General features: G+C 37.3%; 21 protein-coding genes. 14 read left to right on the forward strand and 7 right to left on the reverse strand.

Annotated elements, in window-relative coordinates; translation table 11 throughout:
* Nucleotides 1-9 precede the first annotated feature (9 nt).
* The 6 genes from JM83_RS16255 to JM83_RS16280 all read right to left on the reverse strand — a co-directional run bounded on the left by JM83_RS16255 (nucleotide 10) and on the right by JM83_RS16280 (nucleotide 6,115).
* Nucleotides 10-861: a substrate-binding domain-containing protein gene (locus JM83_RS16255; RefSeq protein WP_144963160.1), complete on the reverse strand. Its 852-nt coding sequence runs from the start codon at nucleotides 859-861 to the stop codon at nucleotides 10-12.
* A gap of 1 nt (nucleotide 862) precedes the next feature.
* Nucleotides 863-2,902: a polyphosphate kinase 1 gene (gene ppk1 / locus JM83_RS16260; protein WP_144963161.1), complete on the reverse strand. Its 2,040-nt coding sequence runs from the start codon at nucleotides 2,900-2,902 to the stop codon at nucleotides 863-865.
* 71 nt (nucleotides 2,903-2,973) lie between these two features.
* Entirely contained in the window at nucleotides 2,974-3,846 is an 873-nt protein-coding gene (locus tag JM83_RS16265) for a nucleoside phosphorylase (RefSeq protein ID WP_144963162.1), read from the reverse strand.
* Nucleotide 3,847: 1 nt separating this feature from the next.
* Entirely contained in the window at nucleotides 3,848-4,777 is a 930-nt protein-coding gene (locus JM83_RS16270; protein ID WP_144963163.1) for a DUF1835 domain-containing protein, read from the reverse strand.
* A gap of 30 nt (nucleotides 4,778-4,807) precedes the next feature.
* Nucleotides 4,808-5,161, reverse strand: coding sequence for a translation initiation factor (locus JM83_RS16275; RefSeq protein ID WP_144963164.1), 354 nt, complete (start codon nucleotides 5,159-5,161; stop codon nucleotides 4,808-4,810).
* 3 nt (nucleotides 5,162-5,164) lie between these two features.
* Nucleotides 5,165-6,115 (reverse strand): isopenicillin N synthase family dioxygenase, encoded by a 951-nt coding sequence (locus tag JM83_RS16280; RefSeq protein WP_144963165.1) that lies wholly within the window; start codon nucleotides 6,113-6,115, stop codon nucleotides 5,165-5,167.
* A gap of 128 nt (nucleotides 6,116-6,243) precedes the next feature.
* Between JM83_RS16280 and JM83_RS16285 the strand changes: the two genes are divergently transcribed.
* The 13 genes from JM83_RS16285 to JM83_RS16345 all read left to right on the forward strand — a co-directional run bounded on the left by JM83_RS16285 (nucleotide 6,244) and on the right by JM83_RS16345 (nucleotide 17,462).
* Complete coding sequence (locus tag JM83_RS16285) at nucleotides 6,244-8,250, forward strand: thiamine pyrophosphate-dependent enzyme (RefSeq protein WP_144963166.1); 2,007 nt, start codon at nucleotides 6,244-6,246, stop codon at nucleotides 8,248-8,250.
* A gap of 133 nt (nucleotides 8,251-8,383) precedes the next feature.
* On the forward strand, nucleotides 8,384-8,545 hold the full coding sequence (locus JM83_RS16290) for a DUF1328 domain-containing protein (protein WP_144963167.1): 162 nt from the start codon (nucleotides 8,384-8,386) through the stop codon (nucleotides 8,543-8,545).
* A gap of 84 nt (nucleotides 8,546-8,629) precedes the next feature.
* The gene (locus JM83_RS16295; protein ID WP_144963168.1) at nucleotides 8,630-9,109 is read left to right on the forward strand and encodes a lipocalin family protein; all 480 of its coding nucleotides are present in this window, start codon (nucleotides 8,630-8,632) and stop codon (nucleotides 9,107-9,109) included.
* Between the two features lie 10 nt (nucleotides 9,110-9,119).
* Nucleotides 9,120-9,815, forward strand: coding sequence for an OmpA family protein (locus JM83_RS16300; RefSeq protein WP_144963169.1), 696 nt, complete (start codon nucleotides 9,120-9,122; stop codon nucleotides 9,813-9,815).
* 74 nt (nucleotides 9,816-9,889) lie between these two features.
* Nucleotides 9,890-11,014, forward strand: a complete 1,125-nt coding sequence (locus tag JM83_RS16305; RefSeq protein WP_144963170.1) for an NAD(P)/FAD-dependent oxidoreductase — start codon at nucleotides 9,890-9,892, stop codon at nucleotides 11,012-11,014.
* A complete protein-coding gene (locus tag JM83_RS16310; protein WP_144963171.1) occupies nucleotides 11,011-11,724 on the forward strand; it encodes a methyltransferase domain-containing protein in 714 nt (237 codons plus the stop codon). Before JM83_RS16305 ends, JM83_RS16310 begins: the two co-directional genes overlap by 4 nt.
* Nucleotides 11,725-11,730: 6 nt before the next feature.
* On the forward strand, nucleotides 11,731-12,783 hold the full coding sequence (locus tag JM83_RS16315; RefSeq protein WP_144963172.1) for a type III polyketide synthase: 1,053 nt from the start codon (nucleotides 11,731-11,733) through the stop codon (nucleotides 12,781-12,783).
* Nucleotides 12,777-13,571 carry an enoyl-ACP reductase gene (locus JM83_RS16320; protein WP_144963173.1) on the forward strand — a complete coding sequence of 265 codons (795 nt, stop codon included), beginning with the start codon at nucleotides 12,777-12,779 and terminating at the stop codon, nucleotides 13,569-13,571. Before JM83_RS16315 ends, JM83_RS16320 begins: the two co-directional genes overlap by 7 nt.
* A gap of 228 nt (nucleotides 13,572-13,799) precedes the next feature.
* The gene (locus JM83_RS16325) at nucleotides 13,800-14,249 is read left to right on the forward strand and encodes a 3-hydroxyacyl-ACP dehydratase FabZ family protein (RefSeq protein WP_144963174.1); all 450 of its coding nucleotides are present in this window, start codon (nucleotides 13,800-13,802) and stop codon (nucleotides 14,247-14,249) included.
* A gap of 245 nt (nucleotides 14,250-14,494) precedes the next feature.
* Nucleotides 14,495-15,769, forward strand: a complete 1,275-nt coding sequence (locus JM83_RS16330) for a beta-ketoacyl-[acyl-carrier-protein] synthase family protein (protein WP_144963175.1) — start codon at nucleotides 14,495-14,497, stop codon at nucleotides 15,767-15,769.
* Nucleotides 15,770-15,824: 55 nt separating this feature from the next.
* Complete coding sequence (locus JM83_RS16335; protein WP_144963176.1) at nucleotides 15,825-16,076, forward strand: phosphopantetheine-binding protein; 252 nt, start codon at nucleotides 15,825-15,827, stop codon at nucleotides 16,074-16,076.
* Nucleotides 16,073-16,654, forward strand: coding sequence for a 4'-phosphopantetheinyl transferase superfamily protein (locus JM83_RS16340; protein ID WP_144963177.1), 582 nt, complete (start codon nucleotides 16,073-16,075; stop codon nucleotides 16,652-16,654). Before JM83_RS16335 ends, JM83_RS16340 begins: the two co-directional genes overlap by 4 nt.
* Before the next feature lie 82 nt (nucleotides 16,655-16,736).
* The gene (locus tag JM83_RS16345; RefSeq protein ID WP_144963178.1) at nucleotides 16,737-17,462 is read left to right on the forward strand and encodes a hypothetical protein; all 726 of its coding nucleotides are present in this window, start codon (nucleotides 16,737-16,739) and stop codon (nucleotides 17,460-17,462) included.
* Nucleotides 17,463-17,630: 168 nt separating this feature from the next.
* Here the strand turns inward: JM83_RS16345 and JM83_RS19740 are convergent, their stop codons facing one another.
* Nucleotides 17,631-17,921, reverse strand: coding sequence for a hypothetical protein (locus JM83_RS19740; RefSeq protein ID WP_315897853.1), 291 nt, complete (start codon nucleotides 17,919-17,921; stop codon nucleotides 17,631-17,633).
* Between the two features lie 449 nt (nucleotides 17,922-18,370).
* Between JM83_RS19740 and JM83_RS16355 the strand changes: the two genes are divergently transcribed.
* A complete protein-coding gene (locus JM83_RS16355) occupies nucleotides 18,371-20,371 on the forward strand; it encodes an aconitate hydratase (protein ID WP_144963179.1) in 2,001 nt (666 codons plus the stop codon).
* The last annotated feature ends 94 nt before the right edge of the window (nucleotides 20,372-20,465 follow it).

Raw genomic sequence — 20,465 nt, forward strand, 5'->3', positions numbered from 1 at the left:
TTTAAAAGACTACAAATTATAAATTAAATTGGAAACAGGATGTTTTTCTGAAATTAAATTCAAACTTAATAAATGTGTTTGAATATTTTCAATTTCTTCTAAAGTCAGCTGGGATTCACTCCAAGAAGTGATTTCCAACCATTCCTTAATATCTTCGAGTTTTTGATCGTATCTTTTTGCAAGCAGGGATTCAATTTCCGGGATTTCTTTAAAACTGATGGTTTTGGTATTTATCACTTTCAGCATCTCCCGAACCGAGTCCCGTTGATATTCCAAAACTTCTTCTCGAACCGCAATTACAAAACATGGCCAAGGAGTAGGGCACTCCCCAACTCTTCTAAAAATCCCTTTATCTACCAAAGGTTTTGTGGTAAAACGCTCCCACATGAAGTATTGAGCAGTATCATCGGAAAGTGCTTTTACGGCACCATCTATATCTCCCACAATTTCAAAATCTAAAGACTTGGTATCCCAGTGATGTTTTTCAGCATTTATATAGGCCATTAAATGAGACCCAGAACCCATCCTGGAAATGGCAGCTTTTGTATTCCTAAGGTCTTCAACGGAATGATAAGGAGAATTAGCATCAACATGTATTCCCCATATTAAAGGAGAATGAACGTATGTTTGCACTATTTTGGATGGATTCCCGGCAATTATGTCTTTAATAATGCCTTCAGATAGTATAATGGCAACATCTATTTCGTTACTTCTTAAAGCAGCGTTCATGGCACCTGTTCCTCCAGGATAAGAATGCCATTCAATATGTAAATGATCATATTCAAAATCGCCATCTTCTATAGCAAGATGCCAAGGAAGGTTAAAATGTTCTGGAACTCCACCAACTCTAAGTGTTCTCATTTTAGCTATGTTTTTCTTTTAAGTACTCATAAATCTCATATTGAGAACGGATCGCTTTTTCATTCTCTCCTTTTTCAACATATCTATTGGATTCCGCTTCATCCTGAACCCTAGCCTTTACGTTATCCCATAACTGTATATGTAAGATTTCTTTAAATTCCCGAGCTATATCTTCATCAAAAATGGGGGTTATTACCTCGATCCTCCTATCTAGGTTTCTGCCCATCCAATCTGCACTTCCAAAGAAAATTTGTTCTTCTCCACCATTTTCAAAAAGATATATTCTCCCATGCTCTAGGAATCTATCTATGATACTGGTGATATAAATATTTTCACTCATCCCTTTAATTCCGGGAATAAGACTGGTAAATCCACGAATAAGCAATCTAATTTTTACCCCGGCATTGCTTGCCTTATATAAAAGTTCGATCATTTCTTCGTCTTCCAAGCTATTCATTTTAGCTATAATAGAAGCCTTTTTTCCTTCTTTAGCGAACTTGATTTCGTTTAAAACGAGTTTGGTGAAATTTCTACGGGTAGAAAATGGAGAGATAAGTAAGTGTTTTTCCCTGGGAATTATCAATTTTCCATCTAAAACTTTAAAAACCCGATCCAATTCTTTGGTAACTCTTTTATCTGCCGTAAAGATTGCATGATCACAGTAGATTTTTGAAGTCTTACTATTAAAATTACCGGTTCCTATGTAAGCATATCTTTTTGATTTTCCATTTTCACGCCGTTTCACCAACATGATCTTGGAGTGTACTTTTATCTTAGGATAACTATAAATTACATTGGCTCCTTTTTCTTCAAACTTCCTTCCCCACACGATGTTATTGGCTTCATCGAACCTTGCTTTGGCTTCCACAAAAATGGTTACTTTTATACCATTTTCAATAGCCTTCAAAAGGCTGGAAGTAAGTGCAGATTCATCGGCAACCCTGTACAAGGAGATCTTGATTTTTTCTGTATCCGGATCTGAAGCCGCCTGCTCCAAAAATTTCTCCACATAAGCAAACGACATAAAAGGAAAATGTAAGGACTGATCTTTTTTGGCAATAGCCTCAAAATAATCTTCGGTATTTCCTAGCACCTTATGTTTAAGGGGTGGAAGCTCCTTATAGTGTAGTTGAGTATTATGGGATGGATCGGGAAAAGAAAAGAAATCGCTAAAATTATGATATTGGCCACCCGGCATCATATCTATTTTGCCAAGATGTAAAAGCTTGCGCAGTTTTTTCTGAATTTCCTTAGGCATCTCTGCATCATACAACAACCGTGTTGGTTGTCCATCGGTTCGTTGAGCCAAAGATTCGTAAATTTTTTCAGCTAAAACCCCATCAAATTCATCTTCAATGTATAACTCGGCATCTCTGGACATTTTAATTTCAAAAACCCCGGAAATAGATTCTTCTGGGAACAACTCTGGAATTATATTCCTTATAATGTCATCCAAAAATGTGATCGTATTGTTATTGAACTGAACAAATCTTCCACAGTCTTTAGTGGGAATATTAACAATTCCAAGCTTATTCTCATCGGCAAAAGTCACCGCAAAATAGAGTACGTTATTGGTGAGAAATAGATCAGATTCGTGAGAAAGATCTATAATTTCAGGCCTAAGAAATTCTGCTACTTTATTTTTATAATAAACCTTGGCGGTAGCATTTTGGTCTTTATTAAAATCCTTTGCCTCAATAAGGAAAACCCCATTTTTTGCAAGTTCAGGAATAATTTGATCATGAAAGACCTCTCCAAACCTGTGTTGCTGAAGCTCTACTTCTTCCAGAATTTCTTTTGTAAATTTATTGGGGCGTAAAGCAAGTTTCTTACGAATGCTCTTTTCTACTTTCTTTATCTGCCGCAATTGGGACACGCGAACCCTAAAATATTCATCTAAATTGGAAGAAAAGATTGCCAAAAATTTTAGCCGCTCATAAAGCGGATTAATTTTATCTTCTGCCTCTTGTAACACCCGTTCATTAAAACTTAACCAATTAAGGTCGCGATGTCTTAAACGAGATTCTTTAGATATGAGCATAAGGGACTATTTTTCAACAAAAATACAAAGACTCCCATGCTCTCAACTTTAATGTTCTGTTAAATAACTTACTAAATCCCAGCTATCCTATCCAGTGCATTTGCGATGAGTTTTTCTACCGTTTTTGTGGTGTTTTTGCTGAATTCCCCTGTTCCCCTATTGGCTATAATCGCGTTCAAGGATAAAGCTCTATGCCCAAGGAGTTGTGATAGGCCGTAGATCCCCGCTGTTTCCATTTCGAAATTGGTGATTCTTTTACCAGAATATTCAAAGCTGGCCATTCTGTCATTTAAGCTAGGATTGCTTAGCGGCAACCTAAGAACTCTCCCCTGTGGACCGTAAAACCCGCAATTTGTTACTGTGGTTCCTTTAAAATAGCTGGAATCATTAAAATGGGACAGTAAAGCTGAAGATGCATTTACGACATAGGGAGTTCCATTATCTTTTGAAAACTCTAAATGATCTTTTAAGGCTTCAGAAAATACTTTATCCTGAATGTTTTCACTTTTATAAAAATGCAACAATGAGTCGAAACCAACTGCGGTTTCAGAAACCAAAAAAGAATCGATGGGAAGATCTGACTGGACACTTCCAGAGGTTCCAATTCTAATAATATCCAAAGAGGTAAGCTTTTCTTTAACTTTTCGGGTTTTAAAATCAATGTTCACCAAGGCGTCCAATTCGTTTAAAACGATATCTATATTATCGGTTCCAATACCAGTAGAGATTACACTCATGCGTTTCCCTTTATAAGTTCCGGTTTGCGTATGAAACTCTCTTTTATGAACCCTATGTTCTATGGTGTCGAAATGCTTCGTTACATGGTTTACCCTATCTGGATCACCCACTGTTATAATAGTTGAAGCTAATTGTTCTGGTAATAGGTTTAAGTGGTATATACTGCCATCTTTATTTAAGATAAACTCTGAAGGTTTTAAAGCCATGCTATAATTTTAAAATATTATGTGATTCGGAATCGTATAAAAAATCATACATTTTAACCCCGCCAAATGAATCCTTGTTTTTTAGGTCCTGATAAAAATTGCGAGCAGCCGTGTGAGCTTCTTCGCCTTTTGCAGTTAAAACAATCTTGTTGTTTTTAAGGCTGTAAAATGGTTTTAATTTGTCCAATAATCTTTGAATTTGCCTTTCTCCATACCCAAAATACCCTTGATATTGAATAGAATACCCAAGCAATTGGTTTAAGCTCGTGATGTTGTTCTCTTTTATTAATCGTAGGATATTTGCTTCAATAGTATTTAATCCGGTTTTGGAATTCGGGAATCGCTCTATGTGCGTTCTAACGCAGCTGGATAGATATTCGAAATTGGATTTCTGCTTGATCAAAGCTTTTAATTTCAAGGGATTTTCTTCATTGTAATATTGCCATATTACATTGGCCATTTCTAGATCATCTTCATTTAGAGGTATCTTTTGGTCAAAATGGTTTTTTAAATGTTTTAAGGACAATTGAGATAAAGGCTGAAATTCTTTCTCTCCTTTTAGTTTTTTGCTGCACACCAGATATACCGGCAGATCGATCTTGTTTTCTATTAATCGGCTAATGGCAGCTATCATATTGATATGGGAAAAAAGATCGAATTCGAACCATAGTATAATTTCATCTACATTTTTTATCCTGTCTAATTTATGTAGTTCATCAAGAAATTTCTCTTTGTAATCTTCGGGATTAATTTGATAGCCTTTCTTTAAAAAGGCGGTACGCATTTTAATAAATTCTGGTGTTCCCAATTCATAGGTGGTAGGTCCTTCACAAAGCATTTCGCGCCAAACTACAATATCTCCTTGGATGCCCAAATCCAAGATGTTTTGTGCAAGGATATTTCCATTGGCAATATGTAATTGTCTAGGCATGTTCTGAAATTAAAAAAGCATTAGTACTAATCATCCACCAACTCGTTTCACTTTATAACCCTCTTGTTTTAAAAACTCCATGACCTTGTTTCTAACATCTCCCTGAATAATGATCTCGCCATCTTTTACAGATCCACCAACCCCACACTTCTTTTTTAATGTTTTCCCAAGGGAGTTAAGGTCTTCATCATTCCCTTCAAAACCTTTGATAACCGTCACGATTTTACCACCGCGACCTTTATTGCTGTAATGAGCTTCTAAATATTGATCTTTTGGTGCTGGGGTTTCGGTATCATCTGAATTGTTGGCACCTATATCAAAATCGTTATCTGTAGAAAACACAAATCCGCCCAGATCTTCAAGACCTAACTTTTTTTTGGACATAACTTACTTTTTAATCAAGCCTATCTCAACAAGACGCTGATGTAGAAATTCGCCAGCGGTAATATCTTCATGCTGCTTAGGATTGTTTTCATCTATGCATTCCTCCAAACAATTTAAAGGCATTTCCCCTCTTGGATGCATGAAAAATGGAATGGAATATCTAGGATTGCTCCATTGTTCCTTCGGTGGGTTTACCACTTTATGAATTGTAGACCGCAATTTATTGTTCGTAAGCCTTTCCAGCATATCACCTACATTTATTACCAATTCATCCTCTTGTGGAATAGCATCTATCCATTCCCCATCTTTTCTAAGTACTTGAAGACCGCCGGTCGAAGCTCCCATTAAAAGAGTGATCAAATTTATGTCCCCATGTGCCCCGGCACGTTCTGCTCCTTTTGGTTCTTCTGTGATGGGAGGGTAGTGGATAGGTCTTAAAATACTGTTTCCGTTACTGGCCCAATGGTCAAAAAAGTGCTCATCCAAGCCAATATATAAAGCTAGTGCACGTAATACATAGATTCCGGTTTTTTCCAGCATTCTATATGCCTCCATCCCGGTATGATTAAAATCCTTTAATTCCTCTACGATTACATTTGGAGGATACTCTTCTTTTAAATTCGCACCGGCTGTTGGCTCTTGTCCAAAATGCCAAAATTCCTTTAAATCTCCTTCTTTTTTACCTTTTGCATGTTCTTTCCCAAAAGAGATATACCCTCTTTGTCCGCCTAAACCTTCAATTTCATAACTTCTCTTGGTCTCTTCTGGAAGATCAAAGAACGATTTTACTTCTTTATATAATTCCTCTACCAGCTCATCACTTAAAAAGTGATTTTTTAGGGAAACGAATCCAATCTCTTCATAGGCTTTACCTATTTCATCTACAAATTTTTGCTTGCGTTTTGGATCTCCAGAAAGGAAATCTGCTAAGTCTACACTTGGGATATTGCTCATTGCCATTTTACGGTGTCTTTATCATAGTTTACAAACAAAGTTAAATAAAATTAACGGAGTATATATTTTTCTTTTCAATTATAGGGAACTCATAAAATTAATTACATTTGATTAACTAGAATTTTTTTATGAAACCAACACCCACGGAGTTTACAACAATAAAATACCCAGATACCGAGCTTTCAGAGACCACTTTATTAAAGTTATATCGTGGCATGCTTAAGCCCAGGCTCATAGAAGAGAAAATGCTTATTCTTTTAAGGCAGGGAAGAATTTCCAAATGGTTTAGTGGGATTGGCCAAGAAGCTATTTCCATAGGGATTACCATGGCAATGCAAGAAGATGAGTATATCTTGCCAATGCATAGAAATTTAGGTGTTTTTACCGCTCGAGAAATTCCACTTTATAGATTGTTCTCACAATGGCAGGGAAAAGCGAATGGCTTTACAAAAGGCAGGGACCGAAGTTTTCATTTTGGAACCCAGGAATTCAAGATCGTAGGGATGATTTCTCATCTAGGCCCTCAATTAGGGGTGGCCGATGGAATTGCCTTGGCGCACAAACTCAAAAAAGAGAAAAAAATAACTGCTGTTTTTACTGGAGAAGGGGGAACAAGTGAGGGAGATTTTCATGAAGCTTTAAATATAGCTTCCGTATGGGATCTACCGGTATTATTTTGTGTGGAAAATAACGGCTACGGACTTTCTACTCCAACCACAGAACAATACAGGTGCAAGAATATCATGGATCGGGGAATTGGTTATGGTATGGAAGCACATCAAATAGATGGGAATAATATTTTAGAAGTCTATACCAAGGTTTCAGAAATTGCTGAAAGCCTTCGTGAAAACCCAAGACCTGTATTGTTGGAATTTATCACGTTTAGAATGAGAGGTCACGAGGAAGCCAGTGGTACCAAATATGTTCCGGAAGAGCTGCTGAATGAGTGGGCTGCGAAGGATCCAATATTAAATTTCAAAGAATTGCTTCAGGAAAAAAATATCCTTACTGAAGAGGTCGATAACGACTATATAAAAGAAATTAAAGCTGAAATTGATGAAAATCTACAGCTTGCATTTGACGAAGAAGTAATTGTCTCTTCTGAAAGTGAAGAATTAAATGATGTATATGAGAAGTTTGAATATCAGCATTTTGAAGAAAATAAAGAAGTTGAAACAATTCGGTTTATAGATGCCATAGCCGAAGCTTTAAAACAATCTATGCAGCGGCATGAGGATCTTGTTTTAATGGGGCAAGATATCGCAGATTATGGTGGGGTTTTTAAAATAACGGAGAACAGTCTTGCTGATTTTGGAAAAGACCGGGTTCGAAATACCCCTATTTGTGAGTCGGGAATAGTGGCTACTGCCATGGGACTTTCCATTAAAGGAATAAAGTCCATGGTGGAGATGCAATTTGCAGATTTTGTGAGTTCTGGTTTTAACCCAATTGTAAATTACCTTGCCAAGGCTCATTATAGATGGAACCAGCCGGCAGATGTGGTTATTAGGATGCCTTGCGGGGCAGGCGTAGGAGCAGGGCCCTTCCATAGTCAGACCAATGAAGCTTGGTTTACCAAAACACCGGGATTAAAAGTAGTATATCCCGCTTTTCCAAAAGATGCAAAAGGATTATTGAATACTGCTTTCACCGATCCCAATCCAGTTTTGTTTTTTGAACATAAAGCGCTGTATAGAAGTATTCGTCAAGAAGTGCCTACTAATTACTACACTATCCCATTCGGGAAGGCAGCTTTCCTTCAGGAAGGGCATGAGGTTACTATAGTTACTTATGGGGCCGCGGTGCACTGGGCAATGGAAGCCTTATTGGAATTCCCAGATCTTAGTGTGGACCTTATAGATCTTAGAACCTTACAACCAATGGATATAGAAACTGTTTTCAATTCTGTTAAAAAGACAGGAAGAGTCCTTGTAATAAATGAGGATTCCATCTTCGGTAGTATTGCATCAGACATTGCTGCACAAATAGCAGAAGAATGTTTTGAATATTTAGATGCGCCCATAATGCGATTGGGAAGCATGGAAACCCCTATACCTTTTACACAAAACCTAGAAAATCAATACCTTCCCAAAAATCGTATTAATGAAAAATTAAAGGAATTAATGGCGTATTAGCATAATATTGGCTTTTGGAGTTCATATTTAGGGTTCCTTAACAATTTCCTTGTTAAATTATTAATAATCTTTTGCGAGATGCCCAGCCGTAAAGTAATTTAGCTTTAACTAATCTTTAAACTACTATTATATTATGGTACGACTTATTGTTATTTTCCTTGTCATTGCTCTAGTTGCCGCAATCTTCGGTTTTGGAGGAATTGCAGAAGGATCTGCGGACATTGCAAAAATTATCTTTTATATTTTTATTGTATTGCTTGTTATTTCTTTATTAAGCAGATTATTCAGAAGATAATTTAAATACAACATACAAATCCAATCAGATAAAATAACTTTATCGGGTTGGATTTTTTCAAATCTTAAACAAAAAACGACCCTTATGAAAAAAATGATTTTTATACTAACCACAATTCTTTTAATTGTTTCCTGTGGACCCACTAAGGTAGCCACAGAGGCCCGAAAAACCTTTAAAGGGGATTGGATGCTAAACAATGTAACCTATCCAAATTCTCAAGGAACCTTCGATGTGACTTTGTTTAATGATGCTTCTGCCGCATGCTTTAAAGGAAGCAATTGGAGCTTTGTATCCAATAACAATACAGGTACTTATAGTACCGCTGGTGCCAACTGTACTGCAGGCGAACGTTATTTCGTTTGGTCTATAGACGAGGAAAATACTCCAAGTGGAACTTTCGACTTTCTGTTGAAGCCAACAGATAACAAATGGAAATCTACTACGGGCAATCAAGGCTTCAGGATCAACCTGGTTTCTTTAACCGAAACTACAATGACTTGGGAGCAAACGGTAACTTTGGAGGGATCTCCATTTGTTATCCGAATGAATTTTACTAAACTTTAAAATATAAATTATGAAAATTGGAATAAATAAATTTTTGGCCTTTGCATTTTCTGCAACACTATTAGTTGGTTGTGAAGCTACCAAGAATGCAAACAATACTCAAAAAGGGGCCGTGATCGGTGCTGGGAGTGGAGCCGTTATTGGTGGGGTTATAGGTAACAATGTAGGTAAAGGAAATAGCGCCTTGGGTGCTATTATTGGTGGTGTTGTAGGTGGTGCTGCTGGAGGATACATTGGAAACAGAATGGATGAACAAGCAAAAAAGATCGAACAAGAAATCCCTGGTGCCGAAGTAGAAAGAGTAGGGGAAGGAATTAACGTGACTTTTGATGAGAATAGTGGAATCTATTTTGATACCGAAAAGTATAACATCAATGAAAAGTCAAGAGAGGCGCTTCACAAGTTGGTTGGTATTTTCAAAGAATATCCAGATACTGAAATTTTAGTAGAGGGACATACAGATGATAGAGGTAGTGATAGTTATAATTTAACTTTGTCCAAGAACAGGGCTCAAGCTGTAACGAACTTTTTAGTAAGCGATGGGATTTCTAAAGGTAGGTTCGATACCAAATGGTATGGAGAAGCCCAACCTAAGTATGATAATACCACTGAGGAGGGTAGAGCTAAAAACCGAAGAGTGGAGTTAGCCATTGTGGCAAATGAGCAAATGAAGAAAGAAGCTGAAGAAGCTACATCAGAGCACTAGGACAACTCACAAATTCATATTAAATCCCGGGGAAAGCCCGGGATTTTTTTGTTTCAATTTAGTATCTTCAACAGGTGAAAAAGAAATCCATTGGGATTGTTGGTGGCGGTCTCTCAGGACTCGTTGCCGCCATCCATCTTTCTAAAAACAATATACCGGTTACGGTATTCGAAAAAAACAGGTATCCTAATCATAAGGTTTGTGGAGAATATGTGTCCCGTGAAATACTTCCTTATTTAGAACAGCTTGATATCCATATTAAAGAACTCGAGCCGGCTTTAATCAATAGGTTGCAATACAGCTCGGTTAAAGGAAAAATAGTAAGTGCCAAATTGCCTTTAGGTGGTTTAGGGATTTCCCGCTATGCCTTAGATGAATTTTTACATCAAAAAGCTATGGCATCTGGAGTAAAATTTATACAAGCCTTAGTTATCGATGTAGATTTTATTGAAGATGAGTTTGAAATAATTACAAATCAGAAGGAATCTTTTAAATTTAATATAGTTCTGGGAGCATATGGAAAGCGGTCTTTATTGGATAAAAAATTGGATCGGGAATTTATAGATCAAAAGTCTGGCTGGCTGGCTATTAAATGCCACTATAAAAAAGATGATTTCCCAGATAATTTGGTGATGCTCCATAATTTTAAAGGTGGTTATTGCGGATTATCCAAAACTGAGAGCGGAGCTATTAATGCATGCTATTTGACTTCTTATTCGAGTTTTAAACGATATAAGGATTCCCTCGATTTTAAAAACAAGGTCTTAATGCAAAACCCACATTTGAGATCTTTTTTCCAACAAGCTACGCCCTTATTTGAAAATGACCTTAGTATCGCACAAATCTCTTTTGAAAAGAAATTGAGTATTCAAAACCATATCCTGATGGTAGGAGATGCAGCTGGGTTAATTCACCCTTTATCTGGCAACGGTATGGCAATGGCTATTCACAGTGCCAAGATTGCTTCCGAAGCTATCATTAATTATTACAAAAATGATGGAAGCTCAAGAGAAGCAATGGAGAAGGAATATCAGACAAACTGGAATGTCCAGTTTAGTTCCAGGTTACGGATGGGCAGACTATTACAAAACGTTTTGTTAAGTCCAGGACTTTCTCGATTTGTACAAAGAATTATAAGTACTTTCCCCTCATTACTACCAAAGATCATTTCAAGAACCCATGGAAAACCAATAGTATGATTGCTATAAATACCTCTAAGCGCAGTGAAACAATCGAGATCATGGATGATTTCGAATTAAAGGGGGGAGACTTGGAACAAACCCTGAGCGATCTTGAAAAGATAAATAAATGGTTGGGAGGAAATACAATTACTTTAGAGGGAATTCAATTTCTTCTGAAAAATACCCCTGAGAAAACGACTATTAGAATAGCCGATATTGGTTGTGGTAGTGGTGCAGTACTTCGGGAGATTGCCAATTGGGGAAGAAAGCAAAAATTTGATCTCGAACTTATGGGGATAGATGCCAATCCATACACTATTGAAATTGCTCAAAGGAGATCAGATTATTATCCTGAAATAAAGTTTGAAGCCTTAAATATTTTCAGCGAGGCATATAAAAAGCAAAAATATGATATTGTGCTTTGTACCTTGACGCTCCATCATTTTAAAAATGAGGAGATTTTGGAACTGCTTAATATCTTTAAGGATCAGTCCAGTATTGGAATTGTAATTAATGATCTTCAGCGGAGTAAAACCGCCTATGTATTATTTCAAGCTTTCTGTAAAATGTTCATCAATAACGAAATTGCAAGAAAAGATGGATTAACTTCTATTCTGCGCGGTTTTAAAAAGAATGATCTAAAAAATTTAGCTAAAAAAATACCAACTCAAAAACATAGTATTAAATGGAAATGGGCCTTCCGCTACCGTTGGATCTTAAAGAAATAACCCCTTATGAGTGTAAGAATTATTAGTGTTCAAAAAGAACTTCCAAAATATTTTAGAGAAACTTCAGATATTATTCCGTTGGTGGAAGAGTGGTTGGATGAAAAAGATGAGCGTTTTAAAAGAAAGATCACCAAAATATTTGAAGGGGCGGGGGTGGATAAGCGATATTCCATAATGGCACCGGAAGAAGTTTTCACAAAGACTTCTTTTGAAGATAAAAACAATATCTATGTTCGGGAGGTCAAGAAATTAGGAAAGAATGTGTTAAAAGCTGCCTTAGAAGAGAATCACTGGGCACCGGAATCTTTGGATTTTATTATAACCGTGAGTTGTACGGGGATCATGATCCCTTCTCTAGATGCGTATTTGATTAACGAACTAGAACTAAATCAAAACATCACACGACTTCCGGTTACAGAAATGGGTTGTGCTGCAGGAATCTCAGGAATGATCTACGCCCATAAATTTTTACAAGCCAATCCAGGAAAAAGGGCGGCCATTATTGCCGTAGAAAGTCCAACAGCTACTTTTCAGTTGGAAGATTTTAGTATGGCGAATATGGTGAGTGCAGCCATTTTTGGGGATGGTGCGGCCTGCGTGTTGCTTTCTTCTGAAGAAGATGCTAAAGGCCCCAAAATTATTGGGGATGAAATGTATCATTTTTTTGATGCCACCCATCTCATGGGCTTTCATTTAGCCAACTCCGGTTTGCTAATGATCTTGGATGAGCGTGTTCCCGAAACGATTTCCAAACATTTTCCTGATATTATTTATCCTTTTCTTGAGAAGAATGGAAGTTCTATAGACAAAGTGGAGCATCTTATTTTTCATCCTGGCGGGAGAAAGATAGTACAAACAGTGTCTAATCTTTTTGGTACCTTAGGGAAGAATATTGATGATACCCGAGAAGTACTTCGATTATATGGGAATATGAGCAGTGTAACCGTACTGTATGTTTTGGAAAGATTTCTTCAGAAAGAAATTCCAAAAGGAGAGCAGGGTTTACTTTTAAGTTTTGGTCCCGGGTTTTCAGCACAACGAATTTTAATAGAATGGTAGCAGAATTTAAAGATCTCAATTATTGGGCGCTGATCCTTGGAGGCAGTAGCGGACTAGGGCTTGCAACAGCCAGAAAACTTGCCAAACACGGCATGAATATTATAATTATACATAGGGATCGAAGGTCTGAAATCCCCGATATCGAAGAAGCTTTTGAAGATATCAGAGAATCTGGAGTTCGGCTAGAGAGTTTTAATATAGACGCCGTACAGAAAGATAAACGGGAAGATCTTATCAAGGAGATCACCAATATTCTAGGAGAGAAAGGTAAAATAAGGACGTTGGTGCACAGTATTGCCAAAGGAAATTTAAAGCCCATGAGCGGGAAAGGGCCTTTTTTGGAAAATATAGACTTCCAAATCACTATAGATGCGATGGCCTTAAGTTTATACGATTGGACCGAAGCGGTGTATCAGGCAGGATTATTTGCCAAAGATGCCCGGGTTGTTTCATTTACCAGTGAAGGAAATAAAAAAGCTTGGGAAAACTACGCTGCAGTATCTGCAGCAAAAGTGGTTCTGGAAGCCATAACTAGAAGTATGGCGCTTGAATTTGCTCGTTATGGGATTCGTGCGAACTGTATACAGGCGGGAGTTACGGTTACCAGATCTTTCCAAATGATCCCCGGAAATGAAACTTTGCGCATGCATGCCCTAAAACACAATCCTTTTAAACGTTTAACTGTTCCAAACGATGTTGCCAATGTGGTATATCTTTTAAGTAAAGATGAAGCCAGTTGGATCACAGGGACTATAATTCCCGTGAATGGCGGGGAACATCTCAAATAATTAGGTAGAGCTGTATTTCATCCAGCATGAACTGAAACATATCGTCACCCTGAACTTGTTTCAGGGTCTCATCCTGATTTTTAGTGAGATGCTGAAACAAGTTCAGCATGACGTAAAACCTGAATGTTGCTACTTAAAATTAATAACTGTACAAAATCGGAAAATCAAAAAATAATTTCTCAAACGATTTTTTTTAAATAAACATTAACCCAAATTTTTATTTCTCAGGTGAACTATAATTCGATCATTTCTGCACTACCTTATTCAAAGCCATTTTTATTTGTTGATGAAATTTTAGAGGTCAATGCTGAAGCTTGTAAAGGAACTTATACATTTCTTGAAGACGCTTATTTTTATAAAGGGCATTTTAAAGATCACCCTGTAACGCCAGGAGTGATCTTAACCGAGTGTATGTCACAAATTGGGGTGGTATGTCTAGGAATTTATCTTCTGAATAGTTTAGTAGATACTAAAAGTTTAGCTGCGGAAGAAATTGAAATCGCGTTGAGTTCTACTCAAATAGATTTCTTTTTACCGATTTATCCAGGGGAACAAGTGAGAGTGGTCTCAAAAAAAGAATATTTCAGGTTCCATAAATTGAAATGTGCTGTTGAAATGTTCAATAGTAATAACGAATTGGTATGTCGAGGAATGATTGCGGGGATGATGAAGACATAAAATTCAAAGTTCAAGATTTAAGGTTCAAGGTTATTGAAAAAGGTAAAGTGAGATCCTGAAATAAATTCAGGATGACGAGTTTTTGATTAGAATGTTATTAAAAATAATTCCACCTCTTATCGCTATGGGTTTCAAATGTCACATCGAGCGTAGTCGAGATGTTTTCATGACCCTTCGACTGATCTCGAGGATTCAAAGTTTAAGGTTCAATATTATGAAGAATTCAAATTTTTGGAATAATTAAAATGGAAAAACGAGTTGTCATTACAGGATTGGGAATTTGTGCTCCCAATGGGGTGAGTATCCCTAAATTTAAGGAAGCACTTCGTGCAGGTACGAGCGGGATCACTTTTCATCCTCAACTTAAAGAACTTAATTTTAGTTGCCAGATAGGAGGGAAGCCAGAAATTTCTGAAGCCAAGCTAGCTGAATATTTTACGCCATTACAATTACGAGGATTAAATAGCAGCGGAATAGTTTACGGTGTGATCTCTGGAACGGATGCCTGGAAAGATGCCGGACTTCAAATCTCTCATAAGGATTCACCAGATTGGGCTAGTGGGATCATTTTTGGCACTGGGATTTTAGGAGTAGATAAATTTAGGGAAGCCATACATTTAATAGATGCAGGAAAAACGAGGCGCTTAGGAAGTACCAGTGTGATCCAGACCATGGCGAGTGGGATAAGTGCGTATTTAGGAGGTATTTTAGGTTGTGGAAATCAGGTGACCACCAACTCTTCTGCATGTACCACTGGAACAGAGGCACTTTTAATGGGCTATGAGCGTATTAAAGCCGGAAAAGCAACCAGAATGCTAGTGGGAAGCTGTAGTGATTACGGACCTTATGTATGGGGCGGCTTCGATGCCATGCGGATTCTTCCCGGAAATTTCAATGAAAATCCAGAGGCCGCATCTAAACCCATGAGTGCCGATGCCTCGGGCTTTGTTCCAGGAAGCGGAGCCGGTTCTTTGGTTTTGGAAGATCTGGAGGCTGCATTGGAAAGGGGGGCGAAAATATATGCAGAAGTCTTGGGAGGAGAAGTAAACAGTGGCGGACAACGAGGAGCAGGAAGTATGACGGCTGCAAATAACGAAGCGGTACAACGTTGCATAACGGGAGCTTTAAACAATTCAAAAATATCAGCATCAGAAATAGACTCGATAAATGGGCATTTAACAGCTACGAGCAAGGATTCCATAGAAATCGCGAATTGGGCAGAAGCATTAAATCTGAAGAGCGTTGAGAGTTTTCCTTATATCAACTCTCTTAAGGGAATGACAGGGCATTGCCTAAGTGCTTCCGGCAGTATGGAATGTGTAGCAAGTGTGCTGGAAATAGCAAAAGGTTTTGTATTTCCAAACATCAACTGCGAAGAAATACATCCAGAGATCCTCGAGCTGATTCCTGAAGAGCGTATTCCCCGAAAAACAATTGAAAAACCGATTAACATAATAGCAAAAGCAAGTTTTGGTTTTGGGGATGTGAATGCGGTGGCGATATTTAAGAAATATGTTTAATTCAGAATTTAATATTTTTAACTTTTCACTTCAAATAGATTGTTATATTAGCCTCATGACAGACAACACTATTTTAGAAAAAATAAAAATCATTGTTACTCCGTATGTGCAACGCCAAGAAGGCCTGGATGATTTTGATGAGAAAACTGATTTTCTGACAGACCTCGAAATAAATTCAGCAAACCTAGTAGATGTGATCTTGGATGTAGAAGACGAATTTAACATAGAAATAGATAACGCTTCTATGGAAGGAATGCTAACGGCTGGCGATGCAAAGAGAATAATCTTAACCAAAATGGAGAATTGATTGGGAATGATATCATAGATCTTGAAATTCCGATCTCTCCAAATTGGAACACTACCCGTTATTTAAATAAATTATTTACCTCATCAGAACAAACTGCAATTTTTGATTCCGAAGAGCCTGAAATTTGGCTTCAATTATTTTGGTCTTTAAAAGAAGCGGCTTATAAGGCACATCAACGCCAATTTAATTTACCCAGAAAGTATAATCCTCTTGATTTTATATGCGAAATAATTTCAGAAGAAAAAGAAGCGGTTCAGGGAATTTTAAGAATAAAAGGCCTTATTTATTTCTCTACTTCAACAATCACTTCAACCTATATCCACAGTACAGCTATGACTGGTTCAGAAATAAATCGGGAAGCATGCATCAAAATTCTTGACGGGGAAAGCGCTCTTAAAGACAAATTATTTGCCGAATATTCCGTACTTTTAAAAGAGCCAAAAACCAATTTCAGAATTCAAAAGAATAAAAACAAATTCCCCGTTTTATATTTGAAGAACACGAAATTGGAGCAAAACTTTTCTCTCTCCCATCACGGAAAATTTGCAGCTTTTGCCATTGCGTTAAGGATCTCCTAAATGCTCGTTAAACATTATTAAAGGTGAAGCCTTTTGCAAGTTCACTTTGTAAATTGAATTATAATTTAAAAAAAAATATCTTATGAAAACAGTAGATAAAATGGAAGTTTTACACAGCCAAACAGCCGAATTTATTTTACAAGGAGAGATAGGGAAATTTTTGAAATTGATCCCTGATACTTTTATTATTAAGGGAAGCGAACAAGAAAATGGATTTAATCAAGGATATGCTATTAGACATATTAATAGAAAAGACATTCTTTTAATAGATGTTGTAGAAAAAGAAACCCTTAAAGCTGTTAAGCAACTTGTGGCAGATGGATATACTATTAAAGGGATTATTCTAAGCAATTCTTCGGTTTATAAAAATGCGTATGCCGATCTAAAAACAGTTTCTGAAGACGCTGGAGGTGCCCCAATTTATGCGCATCCAAGAAATTCAATAAACGATGCTTCTTACAAACCAAAGGACATCACCGCCAAGCAAGAAATCGTAAAACATTTTGGTTTAAAAATCTATGATCTCCCAGGGAATGGGGGAGGTTCTATCCTGATCTATTCAGATATCAATGATGGGATGTTATTTACTGGTGAAGATGCGATAGGTTCCAATTATAATATTGAAGAAAACACTTTTTCAAGACCTACCATGGACAGTAAAAATTCTGAATTTGGACTTGCTGAAAGTTGGGGTGCTTTTGAAGAACCCTTCAGTTACCTATTTCCTTTACATGGAAAGCCGGGGTTTAATTTAGAAGCTGGACAACAAACAGATATTTTAAATAAACTTAGCAGAATTCAGTCTTAGGCTGAAAAACAAAATTTTTAAAAGGACTATTTCCGAAGTTTTTTTGCATTGTCCACAATTTTGGTTTTCCTATTACCGAAAACATAAAATTCCGTTCAGTGTTCCTAAAAATTATTTCTCGAATAGTCTTTTTTTTTGTTTTAATGGATTGGATCTTAGGCCATGGTCCTATTCTTTCTTTTTCCTGGCATCTTCTTTTGCTTCATCAGCCTGGTCTTTTGCCTCCGCGGCTTCTTCTTTTGCCTCTTCAATTTCTTCTTCAACTTGTTTTACCATGGGATGATCTTTTACTCCGAATCCTACTATTAGAATTACATTGGAAATTGTTTCGTAAAGCATGGTTACTATTGCCACAAAACCACCACCTAAAATTGCGGCCATGGCCAGACTCACATAATATATTGTAGTAAACCAAGAGCTAGGAACTTCTTCACTTTCGGTGATTGGTAAATTCAGCATCAAAAAGGTAATTACCGAGACTATAATGAGAATGGTAACAAACTTGGCAATGGTCAATACATGGCTATAATGCGCCTTGGTAAGGTTCGAATTTGGAGCCCGTGCTTAAACTTAACAGGGGCAACATGAGCGCCAAAATTGTAGAATACCCCAAAATTACCGTATTACAAAGCATATTTATTCCGGCAAGGGAAGTAGAGAGCAACTCTTTGGCTTTATATCCAGATACTTATCCCAAAATATAGGTTCCAATTCCCATAATAATTGTGGAAACCACACCTCCTGCAATAGCACGCTTTACAATAACATTCATACTTATATTATATTTAAAATAATTTATTTTTACTTCTCACTTTTATTTTTATAGAGCGTTATAAGCTATAAGATATTGTTAAACAGGGACCAATATCCATCTAAATTCGATATTTTAAGGAGTAAAATCACAAAAAATGAAAAACCTGAATGTTACCCAAAAGCTTATAAAATCACATTTACTAGAAGGTGAAATGACTCCCGGCAAAGAAATTGGAATTAAGATAGATCAGGCTTTATTACAAGATGCTACTGGAACCTTGGTACAATTGGAGTTGGAAGCTATGGAGCTAAAAAAAGCCAAAACGGAAGTTGCCGTTCAATATGTAGATCATAATCTTTTACAAACAGATTTTAAAAATGCCGATGATCATTTATTCCTTCTTTCTGCTGCGCAAAGATTTGGATTATGGTATAGTAGGCCAGGGAACGGAGTGAGCCACCCTGTGCATATGGAACGATTTGGAAAACCTGGAAAAACATTGGTAGGATCTGACAGTCACAGTTGTGCTGCCGGTTCTTTAGGCATGTTGGCAATTGGGACAGGAGGTTTAGATGTTGCCGCAGCCATTGCCGGGAAACCCTATTTTGTAAAGATGCCTAGAATTTGGGGTGTAAAGCTTTCTGGAAAACTGCCAGATTGGGTGAGTGCCAAAGATGTGATCTTGGAAATGTTACGCAGACATGATGTAAAAGGAGGCGTTGGAAAGATCGTAGAGTATTATGGTGAAGGTTTAAAACATTTAAGTGCTATGGACAGGCATGTGATTGCAAATATGGGAGCAGAGCTTGGAGCAACCACTACCGTATTTCCCAGTGATAATGAAACCAAACGATTTTTAAAATCTCAAGGAAGAGAAGAAGATTGGACTGAACTCTTAGCTGACGAAGGTTGTGAGTATGATCTTTATGAAGAAATAGTATTGGATGATCTTGTACCCTTAATTGCCTTGCCTACCAGTCCAGGAAATGTAGTACCCGTTAGGGATGTGGCTGGTAAAAAAATAAATCAGGTGGTAATTGGCTCTTCTGCAAATCCTGGTTTACGGGATTTTTGGATGGCAAGTGCTATTGTAAAAGATAAATCTGTGCACAGCGATGTTTCTTTTGATGTGAATCCTACTTCAAGACAGATCATCCAGAACATGATAGAGAACAAAGCCTTTGGAAACCTAATAAAAGCAGGAGCTAGATTTCACCAGTCAGGATGTATGGGTTGTATAGGAATGGGGCAAGCCCCAGCTTCAGGTACAATCAGTCTACGTACGATGCCCAGAAATTTCCCAAGTAGATCTGGGACAGAAGATGATCAAGTGCATTTATGCAGTCCGGAAACCGCAGCAGCTTCCGCATTGACGGGTAAGATCACAGATCCGAGGGATTTGGAAAAGTTATATAATATGAGTTACCCAAAATATATTCAACCAGAAATGGAAATTATCAATAAGGAAATGTTGGTAGCTCCCCTAGAAGACGGCTCCCATATTGAACTTCACAAAGGACCAAATATTAAAAGCTTGCCACACATAGATAAATTACAAGAGAGTTATAACATTCCCGCACTCTTAAAAATGGGAGATAATGTTTCGACAGATGAGATATTGAAGGCAGGAGCAGAGGTATTGCCGTTTAGAAGTAATTTACCAGAGATCAGTAAATATTCCTTTACTGTAATTGATGATACTTTTTATGATCGTGCGATGAAAGCTAAAAATGAGCATGGTGGACATATCGTAGTGGCCAAAGAAAATTATGCTCAGGGATCCAGCAGGGAACACGCCGCCTTGGCACCAAAATATTTGGGACAGGTAGCAGTATTGGCTAAGAGCTATGCAAGGATCGCTTGGCAAAACCTGGTAAATTTTGGAATCCTTCCTTTGGAATTTATAGATATAGCCGACTATGATAAAATCGCACAGGGAGATATGGTGTTTTTAAAAAATCTTCCAAATAATATTTCGGAAAGAAACCAAGTTCAGATAACCATCAAAAAACAAAATGGCGATATAGTAGAGATCCCAAGCAAGCATAGTTTAAGCGATCGGCAGATCACTATTTTACTTAAAGGAGGGATTATAAATGAGTTTAAAGAGCAATTGCAAGAACGCGAGCTAGGGAATAACTCTAGAGATCAGTAGTTATGTTCATATAAAAATTATAATGTTGTAGTAGAAATGGGATGTCAGGTTGAGCATTTTAGACTCGCTCAATACAGGCGAAAGTCGAAACATC

This window comes from Gillisia sp. Hel_I_86 (assembly GCF_007827275.1).
Lineage (GTDB): Bacteria > Bacteroidota > Bacteroidia > Flavobacteriales > Flavobacteriaceae > Gillisia.